A 19,957-nucleotide genomic window follows, 5' to 3' on the forward strand; every position below is an offset into this window, starting at 1 on the left:
CACCGTTCAAGGCGACGGGCGAAAAGGAAGCGCGATTCTACGGCTTGCGACCGATTTGCCCAAGGGGCCAGGGCCTGCGACGAGACGCCGCAGGGCTATTGCTCGAACAGCCGTTCGTGCACCCAACCGTTGTTGGTCAGCACCATCACGCGCTTTTCCCGCGCCGGCGTTTCATGGGTCGCCAGCGCATTACCCAGATCACGGATGCTGGCCCTGACCTGGTCATTGGCCGCCCACTCAGGCAACCCGGTGACCTTGTAGGCATAGGTCACATCGGAAACGGTGTGCCCTCGCATCTGGCCCGGCTCGCTGAACTGCTCGATCGCCGTGACCTCGGCCCTGCCGAAGCACAGTCCGCCGCGGCTCTGGCCGTTGAGCATCTTCCGGGCTCCGGCCTTGTAGTACTTGCGGCCTTCATCGGTGAGGTCGTAGGCGTAGTAGATATCGGTGCGGGCCGGCTGCCACAGGCGCTCCGGCACTTCGACGCGGGCGATTTCCTTCTCGCTGACAATTCCGACCCCGGCCAGCGCATGCAGCGCCTTGTTGGTGCCGGTGACGTCGAAGTCCTGGGTCTTGGTGGGGAAGTCAGTGACCACGAAGCAATGGGGATACTGCGTATCGAGGTAAGCCTGGGCCGCCTTGCGGAAATTGGCCTCGTTGGCGTTATGGGTGTCCGAGCAGCCGGCCAGGGTGGCCAGCAGCGCCAGCGGTGCGATCGTCCTGTACATGATCAAGCGTCCTTGGGAGGCAAGTTAACCTGTGGGCGGCATTAGAACCCACGGGCTAGAGCGGCGCAATCATGGCAGTACGGCATCTGGACAGGGTTCACAAAGCTGCGCTCAATGATGCCCTGGCGGCTCCCGGGTATCGATGCTGACCACCACCGACATCCCCGGGCGCAAGCGCGCAGCATCCGGTTGGTCGGGGTCGACGGTGATACGCACGGGGATGCGCTGGGCGATCTTGACGAAATTGCCCGTGGCATTATCGGCCTGCAGCAAGGCGAACTCCGAGCCGGTGGCCGGCGAAATCTGTTGCACATGGCCGTACAGCTTGAGGTGGTTCAAGGCATCGACAGTGAAGCTCACCGGCTGGCCGATACGCACGTCGGCCATCTGGGTTTCCTTCATGTTGGCGATCACCCACAGGGTATCGGGCACCAGCGCCATCAGCTGCGCGCCCGAGTTGACGTAGGCCCCCAGGCGCGTGCCGATCTGCCCCAGCTGGCCGTCACGCGGGGCGGTGACGCGGGTGTTGTCGAGGTCGATGCGGGCCAGTTCGACGGCGGCCTTGGCGTTTTCCACCGAGGCCTCCAGCGAGGCGCGGTTGACGATCACCGTTTCGCGGTCCTGGCGGGCGATTTCCAGCGCGGCCTTGGCCTGGGCCAGGCTGGCGACGGCGGCAGCCTCGCTGGCGCGGGCCGGGTCCAGCGCGCTGCGCGACACCGAACCATCGCTGACCAGGGCCTGGTTGCGGCCGAGGTCAGTCTTGGCTTTGGTCGCCTGGGCCGCGGCATCGCCGATCGCCGCCTGGCGCTGGGCGATGGTGGCTTCGGCACTGTTGCGCTGCTGCAGGTTGTTGGCCAGCGCCGCCTGCTGCTGTTGCAGTTGGGCGATGGCCTGGGCCAGGCGCTGTTTGTAGATGCGGTCGTCCAGCTGCACCAGCAGGTCGCCGGCCTTGACGAACTGGAAGTCATGCACGGGCACGTCGACGACATAGCCGCTGAGCTGCGGGCCGATGATCGTCACCTGGCCGCGGACCAAAGCGTTTTCGGTGCTTTCGATGGTGCTGCTGAAGGGCGGCAGGTTCCAGGCGTAGAGCACCAGCAGGATGCCGGCCAGGGCCACACAGGCGAAGCTGATCGAGGACAGGATGCGCACCCGCCGTGTGCGCACCGGGCTGGTCGGTTCGCTGGGCGGTGTGCTGCCTTCCGGGGTTTCGGCGATGGCGGTGGTAGTCGTGGTGCGGGTTTGTTCGGTCATCGGTTGGCAGTACCGCTGGTGGAGTCGGATGAAGCAGCCTGGCGGGCGACATACCATAGCCAGGAGCCGCGAAGGGTAATCCAGATCATGGTCAGCACGGCGATGCTGCCAATCAGTACGAACACGTCGTTGTAGGCCATCACGTTGGCCTCGCGGGTGGCGGCGCTGGCCAGCACGCGCAGGCCGGCCTCGCTGCGCAATGCCGGGTCGGCGAGGACCCCGGCGTAACCGGCGCCGCCACTTTGCACGCGGGCATTGACCAGCGGTTCGAGGTAGCTGAGGCGGTCCATCAGGTGGCTGGAGTGGAACTTCTCGCGCCAGGTCTGGAAGGTGCCCAGCAGCGCTGCGCCGATCAGGCCACCGAGGTTGTTGCAGATGCCGAACAGCACCGAGAAACTCACCAGGTTGCGTGGGTTGGCACGCACGTGGCTGATGCCCAGGGCCATGGACGGGCCGAGGAAGAAGGTGCTGCCGAAGGCCAGCAGGAACTGGCTGAAGTACATCTGTGCCGGGCGTGTGAGGTTGCTCGAGCTGCTGTCCATGAACGCCCCGGTGGCCATCGCCAACAACGAGATGAACAGCGGGATCACCAGGTGCCTGGGGTCGATGGTCAATGCGCTGGTGGCCAGGCCCGCCACGGCGCCGAGCAGCATGATCCAGTACAGCGAGCGCATCTGTTCGCTGCCCATGTTCAGTAGCTGCAGAAAGCCCACGGCGCCGGTGGATTGCTCCGAGGTGACCATGCGGATCAGGATGACGCACAGGCCCAGGCGGATGATCGCGCCACTGCCCAGCCAGCGGGTCATCAGCAGTGGGTTCTGGCGGTTGTGCTCGATCGCCAGGCCAGTGAAGATCAAGGCGATCGAAGCGGCCAGGGCGACGCCGATCCAGGGCGCTTCCAGCCACCAGTCGATACGCCCGAGCGACAGCGCGGCGCACAGCAGGGCGACGCCGCCGGCCATCAAGGTAAAGGTGAGAAAGTCCAGTGGCTCGAACGTCTTGAAGCGGTCACCGGGTGGCAGCTTGAGCAGCAACACGCAGCCCAGCGCGGCCAGTGCCAGGCCCAGTTCGAACAGATACAGGCCGCGCCATTCGGCGATCTGCAGCAGGTCTTCGGAAAAGATTCGCGCCAGCGGCAGGGCCAATTGCGAGGCACCCAGGCCCAGCACCATGGCCTTGAGCCGCCAGCGCTCAGGGAATGCCTGGATCATGTAGTAAAGGCCCAGCGAACTGAGCGCTGCGCCGACCATGCCATGGGCGGCGCGCACGGCGATGGCCGAGTTGAGGTCGTTGACAAACAAGTGGGCGAAGGTGACCAGGGCGTAGAGCACCAGGAACACCTCGGTGAAGGCGCGCAGGCCGAACTGCTGGCGAAACTTGACCAGCAGCAGGTTGATCGACACGTTGGTCATCACATAGGCCGCCGGCAACCAGGCCATCTCGGCGCTGGTCGCGCCCAACGCGCCTTGCAGGAATACCAGGTTGGCGGTGACCAGTGCGTTACCCAGGCCACCGGTAATGGCCACCAGCAGGCCGACCACGCCATAGGCCAGGCGCTTGGCCGGCGTGTGCAGGGGCGTGGAAGGGGAGCCGGGGAGGCTGGGCTTCTCGTGCGGGAGCCACTGGCGTGGGGTGTATTTGTCCATGGGGCTGACTCTAGCACTGCCTTAAGCGTTTTTTGTAGGCGCGGCCTTGCGTCGCGATAGGGCCGCCAAGCGGCCCCAAGATATCAGCATGAACGCAGAGATTGCTGGGGCTGCTTCGCAGCCCTTTCGCGACACGAGGCCGCTCCTACAATGGCCTAGTGACCGACTACCATGGCGGTGAACGGCGCCACATAGGCCTGCAAGGTCACCAGCCCACCCACCAGCACCGCCAGCACGATCGAGTGGAAGAACACATAACGCAGGATCTCGCCCTCATGCCCGTACCAGCGGGTCGCGGTGGAGGCCACCACGATCGACTGGGCATCGACCATCTTGCCCATCACCCCACCGGAGCTGTTGGCGGCCGCCATCAGTACCGGGCTCAGCCCCAGCTGCTCCGCCGTCACCCGCTGCAGGCCGCCGAACAGCACGTTGGAGGCCGTGTCCGAGCCGGTGAGCGCCACGCCGAGCCAACCGAGCAGGGTGCCGAACATCGGGTAGAAGATGCCTGTGGCGGCAAACGCCAGGCCCATGGTCGCGTCCAGCCCCGAGTAGCGCGTGAGGAAGCCCAGCGCGAGCATGGCGACGATGGTGATCAGCGAATAGCGCACCACCCACAGCGTGCGTAAATATTGCCGCCCCAGCTCCAGAGGCGAGTAACCCATCAGCAATCCGCCGAGGATGGCCGCGAGGAAGATGCCGCTGCCGGTGGCGGTAAACCAGGTGAACTTGTACTGGGCGTCTTCTTTCTTCGGCGCGGGCACTACGGGTGGCACTTTCTCGATCTGCTGGTGGATCGAGTCGAAGGTGAACACCGGGGCGAACACCGGGTTGGCTTCACGCAGCGGCTTGCCCTGCGGGTCGAGCATCGCCGTGCCGCTGGCCGGGTCGAGTGCCGGGCGGGTGTCGAACAGGTTCTTGAAGCCCGCCGTGCCCCAGGCGAACACGAACACGGTCAGGATGATCCAGGGCAACCAGGCCTTGAACACGCTGCGCTGCCCGCTCTGGGTAAAGGTCGTCGCGGCAGCGGCCTTGCCGTCGTCTTCGACCTTGGAATTGTCGACCCGCCCGGTCAGCGCCGCCGAGGTATGCACGCTGGCCGGCTTCCACACCCGCAGGAAGCCGGTGAGGCAGGCCATGGAGATCAGTGCGGCGATCACGTCCACCAGCATCGGCCCGTGGAAGTTCGACACCAGGTACTGCGGCACTGCGAACGTCACCCCGGCCACCAGGATCGCCGGCCATACTTCGAGCATCTTGCGCCAGCCGGCAAAGGCCCAGATCAGCCAGAACGGCACGATCACCGAGAAGAAGGGCAGTTGCCGACCGACCATGGCCGACAGCTCCATTTCATCCAGCCCGGTAACCTTGGCCAGGGTGATGATCGGCGTGCCGAGCGCGCCGAATGCCACCGGCGCAGTGTTGGCGATCAACGCCAGCCCGGACGCGGCCAGCGGCGAGAAGCCCAGGCCGATGAGGATCGCCCCGGTCACCGCCACTGGCGTGCCGAAGCCGGCCGCCCCCTCGAAGAAGGCACCGAAGCAGAAGGCGATCAGCAGCAGTTGCAGGCGGCGGTCGTCGGTGATGCGCGCCAGCGAATCCTGCAGCACCTTGAACGAGCCGTTCTCGGTGGTCAGCCGGTGCAGGAAGATGATGTTGAGCACGATCCAGCCGATCGGCAGCAGGCCGTTGGCCGCGCCGTACAACGCCGCCGAGCCTGCCATGCTGGCCGGCATGCCGAAGGCGAAGATCGAGATCAGCAGCGCCGAGCCCAGGGCGAGCAGGGCAGCGATGTGCGCTTTGATGTGGAAGAAGGCCAATGCCGCCAGCATCACCACCACCGGTACGGCGGCCATCAGCGTCGAGAGCACGGGGCTTGCGAACGGATCGTAGATTTGCTGCCAGACCATTTGCCACCTCGTTTGTTGTTATTGAGGTATCGCGATTTTTGGGCAGACGGCATGCAAGGATGCCAAGGGGAGTATAGGAAGGAATTTTTCTCCTGCGCCGGCCTCTTCGCGGGCACGCCCGCTGCCACAGGATCCACACCATCCCTGTGGGAGCGGGCGTGCCCGCGAAGAGGCCGGCTCTGGCGCTACAAGGCTCGAGCCAGAAACTCGGCAGTACGACTCTCCCCACACCCAGCCACCGCCTGCGGGGTACCGCTGACCACCACCCGACCGCCGGCTTCTCCAGCCCCCGGCCCGATGTCGATCACCCAGTCACTCTGCGCCACCACACGCATGTCATGCTCGACCACCACCACGCTGTGCCCGGCCTCGACCAACCGATTGAGCTGCACCAGCAAGCGGTCGATATCCTGCGGGTGCAGCCCGTTGGTCGGTTCGTCCAGCACGTACAAGGTCGCCCCACGGGCCACGCGCTGCAGCTCGGTGGCCAGCTTGATCCGCTGCGCCTCGCCACCGGACAGTTCGGTAGCCGGTTGCCCCAGGCGCAGGTAGCCCAGGCCGATATCCTGCAGCACCTGCAGGCAACGCCGCGCCGCCGGCTGCTCGGCGAACACCTCTAGCGCCTGCTCGACTGTCAGTTGCAGCACTTGGGCGATGTTCATGCCTTGCCAGCTCACCGCCAGCGTCTCGGGGTTGTATCGAGCGCCGTGGCAGACCGGGCAGGGCGCGTAGACGCTGGGCATGAACAGCAGTTCGACGCTGACGAAGCCCTCGCCCTCGCAGTTCTCGCAACGGCCCTTGGCCACGTTGAACGAGAAACGCCCGGCATCGAAACCGCGGGCCTTGGCCTGTTCGGTGGCGGCGAACAGCTTGCGCACATGATCGAACAGCCCGGTGTAGGTTGCCAGGTTGGAGCGTGGCGTGCGGCCGATCGGCTTCTGGTCCACCTGCACCAGCCGCTTGATGCTGTCGAGCCCGGCAGTCACACGCCCGGCACTGTACTGCTCGGGTTCGTCTTCAAGGCTTTGTTCGTCAGCCTCGGCCTTCTGCCCGGCATGACCGAGGTGGGCGCCGACCAGCTCCAGCAGAGCCTGGCTGACCAGGCTCGACTTGCCCGAACCGGAAATGCCGGTGACCGAGGTGAAGCAGCCCACTGGAAAGCGGGCGCTGAGATTGTCGAGGTTGTTGCGGGTAATGCCTTCCAGCACCAGCCAGTCGTGTGGCTGGCGTGGCGTGCGCGCATGGCGCTGCTGCTCGGTGAACAGGTAGGCGGCAGTGCGCGAGGCTTCGACCTGTGCCAGGCCGGCCGGCGGGCCACTGTAGAGAATCTGCCCGCCATGCTCGCCCGCGGCGGGACCGACGTCCACCAGCCAGTCGGCGCGGCGCATGGTGTCCAGGTCATGCTCCACTACATACACCGAGTTGCCGGCCTGCTTGAGCCGCTGCAAGGCATCGAACAGCGCTTCGCTGTCGGCCGGGTGCAGGCCGGCGGAAGGCTCGTCGAGGACGTAGATCACGCCAAACAGCTGCGAGTTGAGCTGGGTGGCCAGGCGCAGGCGTTGCAGCTCGCCGAACGACAGCGTCGGCGTGCTGCGTTCCAGTGCCAGGTAACCCAGGCCCAGGTCGATCAGGGTGTCGATACGTTCCAGCAGTTCATGAGCGATGCGTTGTGCGGCCAGGCGCTTTTCCAGGGTCAGGTTGTCGTCGTGCTGCTCCAGGTAGCCCGGCGCTGCAACCTGGCGGAACACCTCGGCCAATGCCTGCAACGGCAGCCGCGACAGCTCGCCGATGTCGCGGCCGGCGAAGGTCACCTCCAGCGCCGCACGCTTGAGTCGCTTGCCCTGGCACAGCGGGCACGGGCTGGGGCGCATGTACTGCGACACGCGCTTGCGCATCTGTGCGCTCTGCGAGTGCATGAAGGTATGCAGCACGTAGCGTCGGGCACCACTGAAGGTGCCCTGGTAGCTCGGTTCGAGCTTGCGCTTGAGCGCTGCGCGGGTCTGTGCCGGTGTCAGGCCGGCGTACACCGGTACCGTCGGTGTCTCCTCGGTATAGAGAATCCAGTCGCGCTGTGCCTGTGGCAGGTCGCGCCAGGGGATGTCGACGTCATAGCCCAGGGTCACCAGGATGTCGCGCAGGTTCTGCCCCTGCCAGGCCATCGGCCACGCCGCCACGGCGCGCTCGCGGATAGTCAGCGACGGGTCGGGGACCATGGTCGCCTCGGTCACCTCATATACACGCCCCAGCCCATGGCACTCGGGGCAGGCGCCTTGCGGGGTATTGGGCGAAAAGTCCTCGGCGTACAGCATCGGCTGCCCGGCCGGGTAGCTGCCGGCGCGGGAGTAGAGCATGCGGATCGAGCTGGACAGGGTGGTGACGCTGCCCACCGACGAGCGCGCGCTGGGCGTGCCGCGTTGCTGCTGCAGGGCAACGGCCGGGGGCAGGCCTTCGATGGCATCGACATCCGGCACGCCGACCTGGTCGATCAGGCGCCGGGCATAGGGGGCGACCGATTCGAAGTAGCGGCGTTGGGCCTCGGCGTAGAGGGTGGAGAAGGCCAGCGAAGACTTGCCCGAGCCGGACACCCCGGTGAACACCACCAGGGCGTCGCGGGGGATGTCGACGTCGATGTTCTTGAGGTTGTGCTCGCGGGCGCCACGGACGCGGATGAAGCCGGGGGGAGTGTGCAACATGGGGCGGTCCTTGGCAGTGAAGAGCGCTCAAGGTAGCAGTATTTATGCTGGCTGTGCCGGCCTCTTCGCGGGACAAGCCCGCTCCCACACGTACTGCACAGGTTTCAGACTGTGGGAGCGGGCTTGCCCGCGAAGAGGCCCGTAAGCCTTGCACAGGATCAGGACCTTGGCTCGCGGGTGCCAAGCACATCGCGGATGTTGTCCACCACATTGCTGTCCTTGATCACGTCGCTCAGCCAGCCTTCCAGCGGCATGTTGCCCCACTTGATGGCGCGTTCTATCAGGTAGGGCACCGGGCTTTGCGGCTCGCTCTGCTTGAAGAACTGGGCAATGCCCGCGAGCATGGTGAAGGCCTCGTCGCGGGTCAGGGGCGTGGTGCGCATGGGCGCAGGCGCGGTGGCCTGGACGGGCGTGTTCATCGGTTCACCTGCTTCGCTGGAGGGGGCAACGGTGGCGACGGGTTCTGCGGCCGGGGTGACAACCGGGTGCAGTTCGACGCCGCGGTCCTTGAGCAGTTTTTCCGCCAGCTGGCTGGCACGCGACAGCATGTCGGCTAGGCTGGCGAAGCTTGGGGCTTCGTGGCCGAACAGGCGGTCGGTGCTGGCCTGCAGGCGGTTGCAGGCCTGCAGGCTGGCGGCAATCTGCAAGGCCTTGGCGCGCAAGTGCTCGGTATCGCTGAGGGCGACCGAGCGCTGGAAGATCTCGGCGTTGATCTTGCCTTCGTTCAGCGCGGTCTGCATCGCCTTGGGGTTCTGCAAGGCGAGGTTTTCTACATGGCGTGATTCGTCATAGCGCAGCACGCCAAAATTCTGCCCCTGGGTAATGGGCAAGCCACCGGCAATGTCGGTGAGCGTGGTCTTGAGCCAGGAAAGTCGCGCGGCGCGCTCCTCCAGGCCGTCTTCGAGCGACGGATAGACGCTGTCCCAGAACGTGTCGAGGATGCGTTCTGTCAGCTCCAGGCCGAAACTGATGCCTTCGAAATGCTCGCGTTGGGCCAGGCCTTCACAGAGCCAGGCGACCAGCATCAGGTCCTTGCTCTGTTGCGCCAGCCCCTGGGCCGAAAGGGCGATGACCTGTTCCCAGTCGGCGGTTTTCAGGTCGGTCTGCCAGTCGCCCTGGGTCAGGTAGTCAGGGTCTGCCCGGCGCGCCTCCTTGATCTGGTCGAACAAGGCGGAGAAGCTCAAGTCTTCGCCACTGCCACCGTCGATCGGTGCGGCCAGCTCGGCCAGCGAAAGGTCATTGAGGATTTCAGGCATAAAACACTCTGGTCAGGGGAGGGAAGCAGCGCGCCGGGCCAGCCGGCACGCTGCGGAACATGGGCCGCCTGCGCGGCCCATGGGCAAGCAAGTACTTAGGCGAACACTTTGTTCTTGGTGCGGTCCCAGCCACCGACAATGTTGCCGCCAGCCTGGCCGTCGGTGCGGTTCTGCTGGGTGTAGGTGGTCTTGATGCGGGCGAAGTTGAAGCTGATCTCTTCGACCGGCAGGTCGCTCACCGACTTGTCTTCACCGTTCTGGTTGCCACCGGCGACGAACTTGACCGACGACACCACGACTTCTTCCATGTCGATGGTCAGGTAGGTGACCTTGTCGCCACCGGCACGGTTGACGTTCAGCTTCAGCTTGGCGATGTGCTTGCCGGTGCAGCAGTGTTCGAACAGCTTGGCCGAAGCCTTGTCGACTGCCTTGCGGATCTTGAAGTCGCTCAGGGCAACACGCTCGGAGGACGCACCACCCGAGGAGCTGGCGGTAGCCGAGGTGGCCTGGGTGGCGCCGTACTCGTAGCCCAGCACTTCGATCCAGTCCTTGTGCTTGTCGTCCAGTACTTCGCCTGGGATGCCGTCGATTTGGATATACGCGTCAAAAGCCATTGTGAAACTCTCCATTAACATCATTTGAAGGGTTGCTCATGCACCCCTTGGTTTTGACCTCGCCGAACACGTCGGCAGAGGTAGCTTGCCGCCCTCCGGGCCTCCTCCTGTGAGGCCCGGGTGGCCGGTTCTTGCGACGCGGCCTCAGTTGAGCCCGCGCACTTCGATTTCCACCCTTCGGTTGGGCTCCAGGCACTTGATCAGCTGCGCCCGTGGCTGCTGCATGTCGCAGTTGACCAGCGGCTTGCGGCTGCCTTCACCCTGGGCGACCACCAGCTCGGCGGGCACGCCCTTGCCGACCAGGTAGGTGCGGATGGTCTGTGCCCGTTGCCTGGACACCTGCAGGTTGCCCTGGCTGTCACCGAGCTGGTCGGCGTGGCCAGAAATGACGATCTTGCCGATGTTGGGGGTATTGAGCAGTTTGCTGGCGATGGCGCTCAGCTGGTTCTGGCCTTCGTTCTTCAGGCTCTGGAAGTCGGCGCGGCCAAAGGCGAACAGCGTGTCGGACTCCAGCGTGATGGTCTCGATCGAGCGCAGCGACTGGGCGCGCAGGCTGTCGATGTAGTTGCGCGAACTGGACATCAGGAAGGCGTTGTCGAGGATGCGTGGCACGTCCGGCTCACGGATCTGGTCGCTGTAGAAGTCGATCTGGCGGCTGGCGTACAGGTAGTCCTGGTTGCCGCCCTCGCTGCCGGACGCCGCCATGCTCTTGCCAGTCTGGCGGGCAATGGCCGGGTACCAGTAGTCCGGCAGCCGTGCCTTGAGGAACGCCGGGTCGGCCTTCTCGCGCTGGGCTGGCGACAGCATCACGTAGGTGTCCAGGGTCGCCTTGCCGAAGTCGGCGATCGACTGGGCGCGGTTGTCATGCGGCAGCGCTTCGACCTGGACGCTGTCGACCCCGCTCACCGGCTGCAGCTCACGGGCGTTGCGCTGGTAGACCTTGAGCGTGGTCAGCAGGTACAGGGCCTGGGCTTGGCAAGCGCATTGCCGGCGATGCTCGTCGCTGGGTTCTTCGCCGGCTTCTTCGCCACCGGTGGGCAGGGCGTGTTGTATGCCCTGGCGCCGCACTTCTACCCGGTCCGAGTGCGCGCCACCGGCGTGGGCGCGGCGGTGGCGGTCGGGCGCCTTGGGGCGATGAGTGGGCCATTGGTGGCCGGCCAGCTGCTGGCCCTGGGCGCCGGTTCCGCCGGCGTGCTGATGGCCTCGGCGCCCGGCGTGGTGATCGCCGCCCTGGCGCTGTTCCGCCTGATCGGCCGCCGCCCGGCCTGATTCCCCGCTGTTCGACCTTGCTGTGCTCCCTGCTGCGTCCGCGGCAGGGCTTCCTACAACTACAAGAAAGTGAAGTGACCATGCACAAGGCCCAAAATACCTGCCTGGCCCTGGCCCTGGCCCTGGCCATCGGCCTGTTCTGCGCCAACTCCAGCCACGCCGCCGGCTTCGTCGAGGACAGCCATGCCGAGTTGGTACTGCGCAACTACTACTTCGACCGCAACTACGTGGGCGAGACGCCACAATCGGCCGCCCGCGAGTGGGCCCAGGGCTTCATCCTCAACGTGAGCTCCGGTTTCACCGAAGGCCCAGTGGGCTTCGGCCTGGACGCCAAGGGCATGCTCGGCGTCAAGCTCGACTCCTCGCCAGACCGCACCGGCACTGGCTTGCTGCCGTTCGACCCGGCCACCCGCGAGCCCGCCGACAACTATTCCGAGCTGGGCCTGACCGGCAAGATGCGCATCTCGCGGACCGAGCTGCAAGGCGGCACCATCAGCACCTTCCTGCCGATCGCCTTCGCCAGCCCCACCCGGTTGTTGCCGCAGACCTTCCGCGGCGCCTACCTGCGTTCCAGCGACATCGAGCGCCTGAGCCTGCACGCCGGCTGGCTCGACCGCATCAACCTGCGCGATTCCACCGACTACCAGAAAATGAGCGTCGCCGCGCCCAACGGCCGCTTCAACGGCGCCGCCACCTCCGACCGCTTCACCTTCCTCGGTGGCGACTACGCCTGGTCCGATGCCTTGACCCTGCGCTACTACCACGCGGAGTTGGACGAGCTGTATCGCAAGGACTATTTCGGTTTCGTCGACGACCGCAAGCTGGGACCGGGCCGCCTGAAAAGCGATTTCCGCCTGTTCATCACCGGCGAGGACGGCGCCGCCAAGGCTGGCCCGGTCGACAACCGCAACATCGCGATGATGCTCACCTACTCCTGGGCCAGCCGCAGCCTGGGCTTGGGCTACATGCAGCTCGACGGCGATACCGCGATGCCCTACCTGTACGGCACCGAGCCGCTGGTGATCACCGAAGGCACGCTCAGCTCCGAGTTCATCAACCCCAAGGAGCGCAGCTGGCAGGTCAAGTTCGACCAGGACTTCGCCCCGTTCGGCGTGCCTGGGCTCAAGGGTATGCTGCGCGATGTCCGTGGCGACAACATCGAGTTGGCCCGCTTGGGTGGTACAGGCTTGAGCGAAAGCGAAAAGGACGTAGAAGTTTCGTACACCGTGCAGCAGGGCACGTTCAAGGGCGTGGCGCTGCGCCTGCGGCATGCCTGGTACCGCAACGACTTCCTGCCCGGTGCCACGCACCGGAATGACAATGAGCTGCGGGTGAATGTGGACTACACGGTCAAGCTTTGGTAGGCCATCCGGTCGTTGGGCAAGCAGCACCATGGGCTGAGTCGTCCGATACACTGTCGAGGAGAGTCAAGCCGACACGCTCAGGCGGTTGGCTACCTCGGCGACCAGCCCTCTCAACCAGATGAGCCCCGGGTTGTGCTGCTGGTATTTGTTCCACTGCATGGCAATAGTCAGACGCGGTGCTCCCCATGGCAGTGGCAGGATTTTCAACGGCAAGTAGCCAACCCAGCGTTCGGCGAGAAGTCGATGCATGGTTGCCAACCGGTCGGTACCGAAAAGATAGGAGGGCACACTGTTGAACGTGTTGGTGACCACGTCATAACGCCGCTCCACGTCGAACTTGTTCAAGAACCATTCATCAACGGTAGGAATCCGCTTTTCGCCCCAGCGTACCAACACGTGTTTGCTGAGCCTGAACCGCTCGAAGTCTAAAGTGGCTTCGGTCAGTGGATTGTCCTGGCACATCACGCAAACGAATTCGTCCTGGAAAAGTGGCTGAGACGGGTGCTGGGTCGTGGTCTGTAAATCGGGTAACAAGAGAAGATCGATCTCTCCTCTTTCGATTTGCTCGGTGGGCGCATTATGTGGCGGGAACATCTCGATTGAGCATAGCGGCGCCGCCTGATTGATTCTGCGGCTCACCTCAGGCATCAACACGGTGCCGACATAGTCAGACACGATCAGGCTGAATTTTCTGTTTGAGTCTGCGGGTTTGAACAGCGCACGGTTCTCGAGGGTGGCGCGCATCTGAATGAGTAATTCGCGTATCGGAAGCGCCAGGCCATCCCCTACCGGGGTGCGAATCATCTTGCGGCCCACCTGGACCAGCAAGTCGTCTTCGAAATAATCGCGCAAGCGGGCGAGAGCCGCGCTGGTTGCGGGCTGGCTCAGATGCAGATCCTTCGGCAGCTGACCCGCCAAATACGAATTGGATGATTCAAACCATAAAGCCATGCTCCAGCCACTCATCCTGGTGGCCAGCGCAGCGATAACGCGCTACATTCCCCGCTGCGCTACAGCCAAGCCGCCTGATTCAATGGCGTAACGCGGGAAATACTCCACACCTTCGTAGCTAATAGAAAAGATCGCACCCTCCAGAAGTCGGTCAGGACAGCTGTCACTTCGCCCCTTAACCGATGCGGGCAACAGCGCATGTAGCTCTGGCCAGGTGAGCCAGTTTCCGCTGGCCATGATCCTCGATTGGGCCTTGGACTGTAGAATGGCCTCTCGGCGGGAGGCATTGCTCGCCTTTCGGAATCCACGCATTCTGCAAAACGCTCCATAAGCCTTACAGGTGCTGAACACGTCGCTCTTGCTTCACGTACGCCAGGGTCTGAAAAAAGCAGTGCTCACAGAGGTGTACCTCAAAGCGCTGACCATCGTGGTCGCTGCCATACCCCCAGTGGGCTTGCAGGGTTCCGTACTGGTAACTGCCCGCAGCCATGCGCGTAGAAATACCGCAGACGTCACACGTGACATCAGTAATGGCCTCAATCTCGACTCGCCCGGTAATTTTCACTCTTGGCTCCTAGAAAAAGGCTTCGATCCTGTGGATCGCTAGGCTGGGAATCGGCAGGCGATCCGAGCTCAACCGCGGTCGCGCATGCCGATGCGTTTAACCGAATGCGCGCGCTCCTGATCATGCGCGTGATAATAGGTGTTCTGGGTCGTACTGAGGTTGCTGTGCCGCAGGTCTTCCTGCAGGTCTTTAGGATTGCGCAGCGGCGCGTCAAAGGTGGCAGAGGTGTGTCGCAGCCAGTGCGCAGACGCACAGCGCAGACTTTCTATCTCATGGTTCGCGCGGCCTTCGCTGCGCATCTTCTCTACGGCTTTATCAAAAACAGCCTGGAGGAGGGCGCGGATCTGTCGGTCAGACAAACCTGCGCGACCCTTGAGCGTTTTGATCAGCGGCGTACTTTCCCCAAGATAAGGTAATTCGGAAAGCCCCAGGAATCGGCGATAACGTTTCAAATAGCGCTCTACGTAAACATCCCGCACGGCAATCTTGGCCGCCTTGTTGCCTTTACCCACCGTGAAGTACCACCAGTTGCCTTCATCATCTAAGCGAAAGTCTCCCATGGTGGGCTTCCAATTTTTTCGACCGGCGAGATCTGAAACCCGCAGGTACATGGCGAACAGCGTGGCAACAATAAACAAGGTTCGCTCATGCCGCTCCGGCTCGGCGTTCGCCATGTCCTCAACGGTATCCAGGACAAAGTCCCACTGCAGCGGCGTGAGCGCCCGCGAAGAAGCAACTTCGAGTTCTTGCGTGGAAAATCGGTTGCCTTTTTTAAGGAGTCGAAAAGGATTCGCTTGGGTGAAGCCATCTTCAATGAGGAACTCATAGAACCGGCTGCAGACCGTGTACACCTGATTTAATGTGCCGTTCGCCGCTTGATAGTGCTGGGTGCCAAGAGATTCTGCAGCCATCGCCTTGCTGGACTTCATGTTGAAGGGATGCCATTTGGGATTAGGCATCCAGGCTTCGCGTGCATCCACCGCGCTCGGGTTGTTCAGAAAACGACTGCGGGTCACCGGACCGACCCAGTCAGCTGGCGGGTTTCGGCAGAAATCCAGATAGTCTTGCGCATCCTGGCGCTTCAAATGATTCAGCGGCTTGCCCTGGACCAGCAGTGCCCACAGCAACAAGCGCTCGGTATGACTGCGGTACGAATTGAACGTCTGCGCGTTGTCGGAAAACGCGCGCAGGAACGCACGCACCGCCGCGTAGCCCCGGTCAGGTTCCAACGCAGCTTCACACTCATTCAAGAAGGACGCGACGCAGGCCAACGGTGAGCCGTACATACTGAAGTCTTGCTCGATGAAGTTGTCGTAGGTTTCGAACAAGGGTTGGGGTGCGCGCGCCATGGAATACCAGCCAGATTTTGAAGACAATAGACTTCCAGTTATGACAGTAATCGGAAGTCTGAGGAATTTTTCAGGGTAGCCTCAACCTATTGATGTTACCGGCAAGGCCGTAACCGCGCAACGCAGCCGTGCGAGCTTCGGGCAACAATAAGGATATTACTAACTATCGATAACGGGCTGGGGTTGGCGAGGCTGCGTAAGTCTCACCACGCTGAGCTTGAGTGGCAGTGAACATCACAAATAATCTGACAAGGAATCAAACTAAATCAAAAAGAAGACAAGGGCGCAGATTTAACCAACTATTGGACATGGAGTCAGATCGCACACAAGGGGAAATCTAACTCGGAGCAAGAAATTGACAAGGCATAGAGAGCCACTGTCAGCCAATTACTTCACGATTTGTACCAATTTTTACTGCCGCGTACTCCGGTCTCAGCCTGGCCGAGGCACGCAAGGAATCGGCCCGAGCAGGTGCCGCAGCGCCATCGAGAAATAGCAGTTCCAGCGTGTGCACGGATGTTGCGCTGGCCGCGCGTCCGCGTCGTTCTGCATCGACGATGCCGTACACCATGCTCAGGAACATTTCAGTGAAGATCGCCGCACTGATATCGATACGGAAAGCGCCCGCTTGCTGGCCACGCAGGAAGAAGGCATCCAGGGCGTCGGCATAGGCCCGCCATGGGCGGTTCGCTTCGCTGTCGTCGAACGAGTCCGGGCGGTACTGGAAGAGTAGGAAGATCATCATCTCACGATGCTCGACGATGAGGCGATGCAGGGCTGCGGCCGGGTCGCTGCCGTGCAAGTCAGCGTTGTCGATGACATGGGAGAGGACCTGATCGCCATAGCGTTCCAGCATGTTCACCAGGTTGTCACGGGTACCGCAGAAACGGTGCAGGGTCGCCTTGCTCACGCCCGCCGCCTCAGCCAGCTCTTTCAAGGTGGCACGGGGGTGGAGGACGATCGCGTCGGCCAGCGCTTTGAGCAAGCGCTCATCGGTAGGGAGGTGCATCAGAACATTGAGCAAATAATGATTCAACCAAGGCTTGTAAGTCGCAGCCGTGAATAGGACTTGGTTGCACAGGCCGGGTAAGCTCATTATCAGATTTAACATAATATGCATTATGCGCACATTCGTATGGAGCTGCCGGGGCGTGGGTTGGCCAGATCGGAAGCCAGATCGCACTGCGATTTTCGCGGACGCGAAAAAATCGACCTGCTCGATCGGCCCAGGTGTTGCTACTAGCAACACTCAGCAGACCTAAGGCCAGTCGCTGCACACTGCTTGGCACCAGGGTTTTCACGGTGAAATTCCTGCAGCCAGATCGTACTGAGATTTTCGCGGGCGCGAAAAATGGCCTGCTTGGCCAGCACCAAGTGTTGCTAGTAGCAACACCCAACGGTTGCCCTGGTGCACAGCCGCGGCGCTGGTCGTTGGTCATCTAAATACACCTTTTGACGACTAACGACCGACGGCTAAGGGTGACTGCTAGCCGAATTTCGCTCAAGAACAGATGGAAGATGAAGCCCCACGAACACAAGGAATGAAAACGCTTTCAGGCTATTCACCTCGGAACCATAGTCAGAGGTTTCTCCATGCATCACCTGGTGACGGTTGAGAGCGTCAAAAGTACCAGCGCCTCGCTGCTTGCTTCCCTTGAGAAAGTCAGAGTTATGCAGCTCGAAAAGCGGATGCAAGAGCTCTGCCGAGTGAGAATCCCCCTGAATTACTTGCTGCGCATGAGTAGCTGCGCGTATAGAGGCGCCTGGTCCTTTCGATTTAGATAACGGTTGCTCAATGCCAAGCCATTCAGCGCAGATCCCGTCAGCCTGAGCAATAAAAACCGGTATGGAAAGTAAGTAGCCATCATCTCCTAGCTCCTGATGAGCATGCACAGCTGCAGAAATGGGCTTTTCTCGATCAGGATATTTTTCGATCAGAGCGCAGGCAAAAGCATTCAAGCTTTCACGAAAATAGTCCGCCATGTAGGCATCGAGGTCACCTGGCTCTAGATCCTCAATGGCCTTTACGAGCGTGAGGACCTCCCTCAACGAGACGTGCCATCCGAAAAACCAACCCCTGTCCAATGCGAGCTGCATCGCTTGCTTAGACCTGGTGGAAAGAGTGGCCAACTGATTAAACCGAGCTGGCCAATCCTCGGGCAAACGTGAAAGAGCCTCCAATGTCTTAGGTATGACAGTGGAAACGATAACGTCCACTACAGGCAAAAAAGCGTTGAAGAATTGCTTTGCATACGGCGACAGGACTTCAGCAAGCTCTTTCGAATAATCGGTATCACCGTTCTCTCTCACGAAAAGCTCCGTTGATTCAGGATGGATTCGCATGAAAGTAGCCTGGAGCTGTTGCTAGTAGCAACAGGCTATGACTCGCATATCAACGAATGGGCTGGTACCCTGCCCTTATAATATTCCACAAAGGCATAACTCAACTAAATATTCATTTAGTGTAGTTATATGATTGTGCAGCGCAAACAGCAACTTTTTCACCAATCCTTCACTCCCCCCGCACTTTTCTCCACCTAGGATTCGCCGACAATTTGCCCACCCGCAGAGCCAGTGATGAATCTGAAAACAACCGACCAACGCGCCTTGCTGCTACTGCTGGCCGTCACCGCCTTGTTATTGACGCTGGGCCTGGGCAGTCGCGAGTTATGGGGAGCAGAAACTCGCTGGGCCAACATTTCCCTGCAGATGTTACAAAGCGGAGATTATTTTGACCCCTACCTCAAAGGCGGCGGCTATTACGACAAACCCCTGCTGTCCTACTGGCTGATCACGGCCAGCGCCTGGCTTTCCGGTGGCCTGGGGCCTTGGTCGCTGCGCCTGTCCTCGGTGGTCGCGGCATGGTTGAGTGTCTGGCTGACCTATCTGCTGGGCGAGCGCCTGTTCCGCAAGGGCACCGGCTTGGTCGCCGGCTGGATGCTGGCCACGACCTTCTACTTCGTGTTCTGGGCACGGGTCGCCACTGCCGACATCCTTACCGTATGCGGCGTACTGGCAGCGGTCTGGTGGTATTGCCGCGGGCCGGACGATACCCGCTTCTGGCGCTACGTCGGGTTCTTCGGCCTACTGGCGCTAACGTCGCTGTTCAAGGGCTTGATCGGCTTCATCCTGCCTGGCCTGGTGTTGCTGCCGCACTTGCTGCGCGAAGGCCGCTGGCGCCGCCACCTGAACCTGCGCCTGCTGGCTGCGCTGTTGCTGGCCGCAGCACTGTACATGCTGCCGTTTCTACTCTCGCACCTGTACGGCGCGCCCAACTACGGCGAAAGTGGCCTGGGGCTGGTACTGCGGGAGAACGTGGTGCGGTTCTTCCAGCCATTCGACAACCTCGGGCCGATCTACACCTACCTGGTATACCTGCCGGTCTATACCCTACCCTGGGCACCCTGCTGGATCATCGCCGTGTGGGTTGCCCTGCGCCACTGGCGGCAGATCGAGCCGGATACCCGTTGGCTGCTTCAGGGGCTTGGCCTGCTGATGCTGTTCTTCACCGCCAGCGGCAGCAGGCGCAGCTACTATGTGCTGCCGCTGGTGCCGTTCGCGCACCTGCTCGGTGCCTGGTGGATCACCCGTCGCGTGGCCCAGCGCGAGTCCGCCGGGCAGCATCTGCAGGCCGGCTTCGCGGTTACCGCCGTGTTGCTGTTGGCGGTGCTGGGCATCCTGGTGCCCTGGAGCAATGGCGGCGGCGGCGTGATCCGCTTCGGCGAGGCGGTGCGCGAACAGGCGAGCCGTCAGGCTCCCTTGGCGCAATGGCAGATGGTCATGGTCGAGGTGGACAACAAGGTGCCAATGTACCTGCAAACGGGTGGTGCCCCCTTCTACTATGTGGCGCAGACCGACAATTATCCCCGCACAGGCAACACCGCGACATTGATGGCCTGGCTGGAGCGCACCAGCGGCAAGCACTGGGACCCGCAGCGCACGATCATCGTCGCGCATTACCGCCGTGGCGAGACGCCTCCCCTTGACTACTTGCACAACGATCATCAGGTGGTCACCACCCGACCCAGTCGTGGCGAGCAGTGGTTACATAGCCATGATGATCAAAGTGTGGCTTATATTCCCCAAGGCCCAGACACGCCCCTTGCAAAGCTGCCAAGCGACAACTAACAGCCTCTATTCAGGCAACTAAAGTACAGTTTCACAGCCATCCAAATGGATGTTTATGGGTTTCAAAATTATTGTTAGCTTCACACTTGGCCGGCAACCTGAACCTCAGCTGTCTGCCTGTGCAATGTAATGATAACGCGACCCTTTTTTTATACTTCTTTCACAAAATCGAGCATACCCTTTGGCTGGATAAGCCCTTGACCATCACTACGGCATGGATGACTGAGCCC

Annotated in this window: 13 protein-coding genes and 3 pseudogenes; 3 read left to right on the forward strand and 13 right to left on the reverse strand. The window is 62.1% G+C overall.

Annotation, left to right across the window (positions count from 1 at the left end; translation table 11 throughout):
* Positions 1–95 precede the first annotated feature (95 nt).
* From ACTORR_RS00410 to ACTORR_RS00445, 8 genes and pseudogenes are all read right to left on the reverse strand, one after another.
* Positions 96–728, reverse strand: a complete 633-nt coding sequence (locus ACTORR_RS00410) for a hypothetical protein (protein ID WP_313365616.1) — start codon at positions 726–728, stop codon at positions 96–98.
* Between the two features lie 111 nt (positions 729–839).
* Positions 840–1,982, reverse strand: a complete 1,143-nt coding sequence (locus tag ACTORR_RS00415; protein WP_313365615.1) for an HlyD family secretion protein — start codon at positions 1,980–1,982, stop codon at positions 840–842.
* Positions 1,979–3,628 (reverse strand): MFS transporter, encoded by a 1,650-nt coding sequence (locus ACTORR_RS00420; RefSeq protein ID WP_313365614.1) that lies wholly within the window; start codon positions 3,626–3,628, stop codon positions 1,979–1,981. The genes ACTORR_RS00415 and ACTORR_RS00420 overlap by 4 nt, the downstream gene beginning before the upstream one ends.
* Before the next feature lie 155 nt (positions 3,629–3,783).
* On the reverse strand, positions 3,784–5,538 hold the full coding sequence (locus tag ACTORR_RS00425) for an L-lactate permease (RefSeq protein WP_262109216.1): 1,755 nt from the start codon (positions 5,536–5,538) through the stop codon (positions 3,784–3,786).
* A 185-nt stretch (positions 5,539–5,723) separates the two neighbouring features.
* Positions 5,724–8,231, reverse strand: a complete 2,508-nt coding sequence (gene uvrA, locus ACTORR_RS00430; RefSeq protein WP_313365070.1) for an excinuclease ABC subunit UvrA — start codon at positions 8,229–8,231, stop codon at positions 5,724–5,726.
* 158 nt (positions 8,232–8,389) lie between these two features.
* Complete coding sequence (tssA, locus tag ACTORR_RS00435; RefSeq protein ID WP_054886876.1) at positions 8,390–9,487, reverse strand: type VI secretion system protein TssA; 1,098 nt, start codon at positions 9,485–9,487, stop codon at positions 8,390–8,392.
* Between the two features lie 95 nt (positions 9,488–9,582).
* The gene (locus tag ACTORR_RS00440) at positions 9,583–10,101 is read right to left on the reverse strand and encodes an Hcp family type VI secretion system effector (RefSeq protein WP_054886875.1); all 519 of its coding nucleotides are present in this window, start codon (positions 10,099–10,101) and stop codon (positions 9,583–9,585) included.
* A gap of 144 nt (positions 10,102–10,245) precedes the next feature.
* Positions 10,246–11,070 (reverse strand): annotated as a pseudogene (locus ACTORR_RS00445) (OmpA family protein); the annotation flags it as partial.
* Between ACTORR_RS00445 and ACTORR_RS00450 the strand changes: the two are divergent.
* Together ACTORR_RS00450 and ACTORR_RS00455 are read left to right on the forward strand one after the other, a co-directional pair.
* Positions 11,068–11,370 (forward strand): annotated as a pseudogene (locus ACTORR_RS00450) (3-(3-hydroxy-phenyl)propionate transporter MhpT); the annotation flags it as partial. The pseudogenes ACTORR_RS00445 and ACTORR_RS00450 overlap by 3 nt on opposite strands.
* An 80-nt stretch (positions 11,371–11,450) precedes the next feature.
* Complete coding sequence (locus ACTORR_RS00455; protein WP_441343413.1) at positions 11,451–12,734, forward strand: OprD family porin; 1,284 nt, start codon at positions 11,451–11,453, stop codon at positions 12,732–12,734.
* 63 nt (positions 12,735–12,797) lie between these two features.
* Here the strand turns inward: ACTORR_RS00455 and ACTORR_RS00460 are convergent, their stop codons facing one another.
* The 5 genes and pseudogenes from ACTORR_RS00460 to ACTORR_RS00480 form a co-directional block, all read right to left on the reverse strand.
* Entirely contained in the window at positions 12,798–13,700 is a 903-nt protein-coding gene (locus tag ACTORR_RS00460) for a LysR family transcriptional regulator (RefSeq protein ID WP_313365073.1), read from the reverse strand.
* Positions 13,701–14,019: 319 nt separating this feature from the next.
* A complete protein-coding gene (locus tag ACTORR_RS00465; protein WP_313365074.1) occupies positions 14,020–14,250 on the reverse strand; it encodes a hypothetical protein in 231 nt (76 codons plus the stop codon).
* A 68-nt stretch (positions 14,251–14,318) separates the two neighbouring features.
* Positions 14,319–15,599 carry a tyrosine-type recombinase/integrase gene (locus tag ACTORR_RS00470; RefSeq protein WP_441343414.1) on the reverse strand — a complete coding sequence of 427 codons (1,281 nt, stop codon included), beginning with the start codon at positions 15,597–15,599 and terminating at the stop codon, positions 14,319–14,321.
* A 460-nt stretch (positions 15,600–16,059) separates the two neighbouring features.
* Positions 16,060–16,608, reverse strand: a pseudogene (locus ACTORR_RS00475) (TetR/AcrR family transcriptional regulator); the annotation flags it as partial.
* A gap of 464 nt (positions 16,609–17,072) precedes the next feature.
* Complete coding sequence (locus ACTORR_RS00480) at positions 17,073–17,909, reverse strand: hypothetical protein (RefSeq protein WP_441343415.1); 837 nt, start codon at positions 17,907–17,909, stop codon at positions 17,073–17,075.
* Between the two features lie 267 nt (positions 17,910–18,176).
* On the opposite strand from ACTORR_RS00480, the gene ACTORR_RS00485 reads away from it, so the two are divergent.
* The gene (locus ACTORR_RS00485) at positions 18,177–19,727 is read left to right on the forward strand and encodes an ArnT family glycosyltransferase (RefSeq protein ID WP_441343416.1); all 1,551 of its coding nucleotides are present in this window, start codon (positions 18,177–18,179) and stop codon (positions 19,725–19,727) included.
* The last annotated feature ends 230 nt before the right edge of the window (positions 19,728–19,957 follow it).

This window comes from Pseudomonas sp. SAR267, assembly GCF_052077595.1.
Lineage (GTDB): Bacteria > Pseudomonadota > Gammaproteobacteria > Pseudomonadales > Pseudomonadaceae > Aquipseudomonas > Aquipseudomonas vlassakiae.

Coding starts and splice junctions, on each gene's coding strand:
- ACTORR_RS00410 (WP_313365616.1), bottom strand. CDS start 728: ATGTACAGGACGATCGCACCGCTGGCGCTGCTGGCCACCCTGGCCGGC.
- ACTORR_RS00415 (WP_313365615.1), bottom strand. CDS start 1,982: ATGACCGAACAAACCCGCACCACGACTACCACCGCCATCGCCGAAACC.
- ACTORR_RS00420 (WP_313365614.1), bottom strand. CDS start 3,628: ATGGACAAATACACCCCACGCCAGTGGCTCCCGCACGAGAAGCCCAGC.
- ACTORR_RS00425 (WP_262109216.1), bottom strand. CDS start 5,538: ATGGTCTGGCAGCAAATCTACGATCCGTTCGCAAGCCCCGTGCTCTCG.
- uvrA (WP_313365070.1), bottom strand. CDS start 8,231: ATGTTGCACACTCCCCCCGGCTTCATCCGCGTCCGTGGCGCCCGCGAG.
- tssA (WP_054886876.1), bottom strand. CDS start 9,487: ATGCCTGAAATCCTCAATGACCTTTCGCTGGCCGAGCTGGCCGCACCG.
- ACTORR_RS00440 (WP_054886875.1), bottom strand. CDS start 10,101: ATGGCTTTTGACGCGTATATCCAAATCGACGGCATCCCAGGCGAAGTA.
- ACTORR_RS00455 (WP_441343413.1), top strand. CDS start 11,451: ATGCACAAGGCCCAAAATACCTGCCTGGCCCTGGCCCTGGCCCTGGCC.
- ACTORR_RS00460 (WP_313365073.1), bottom strand. CDS start 13,700: ATGAGTGGCTGGAGCATGGCTTTATGGTTTGAATCATCCAATTCGTAT.
- ACTORR_RS00470 (WP_441343414.1), bottom strand. CDS start 15,599: ATGGCGCGCGCACCCCAACCCTTGTTCGAAACCTACGACAACTTCATC.
- ACTORR_RS00485 (WP_441343416.1), top strand. CDS start 18,177: ATGAATCTGAAAACAACCGACCAACGCGCCTTGCTGCTACTGCTGGCC.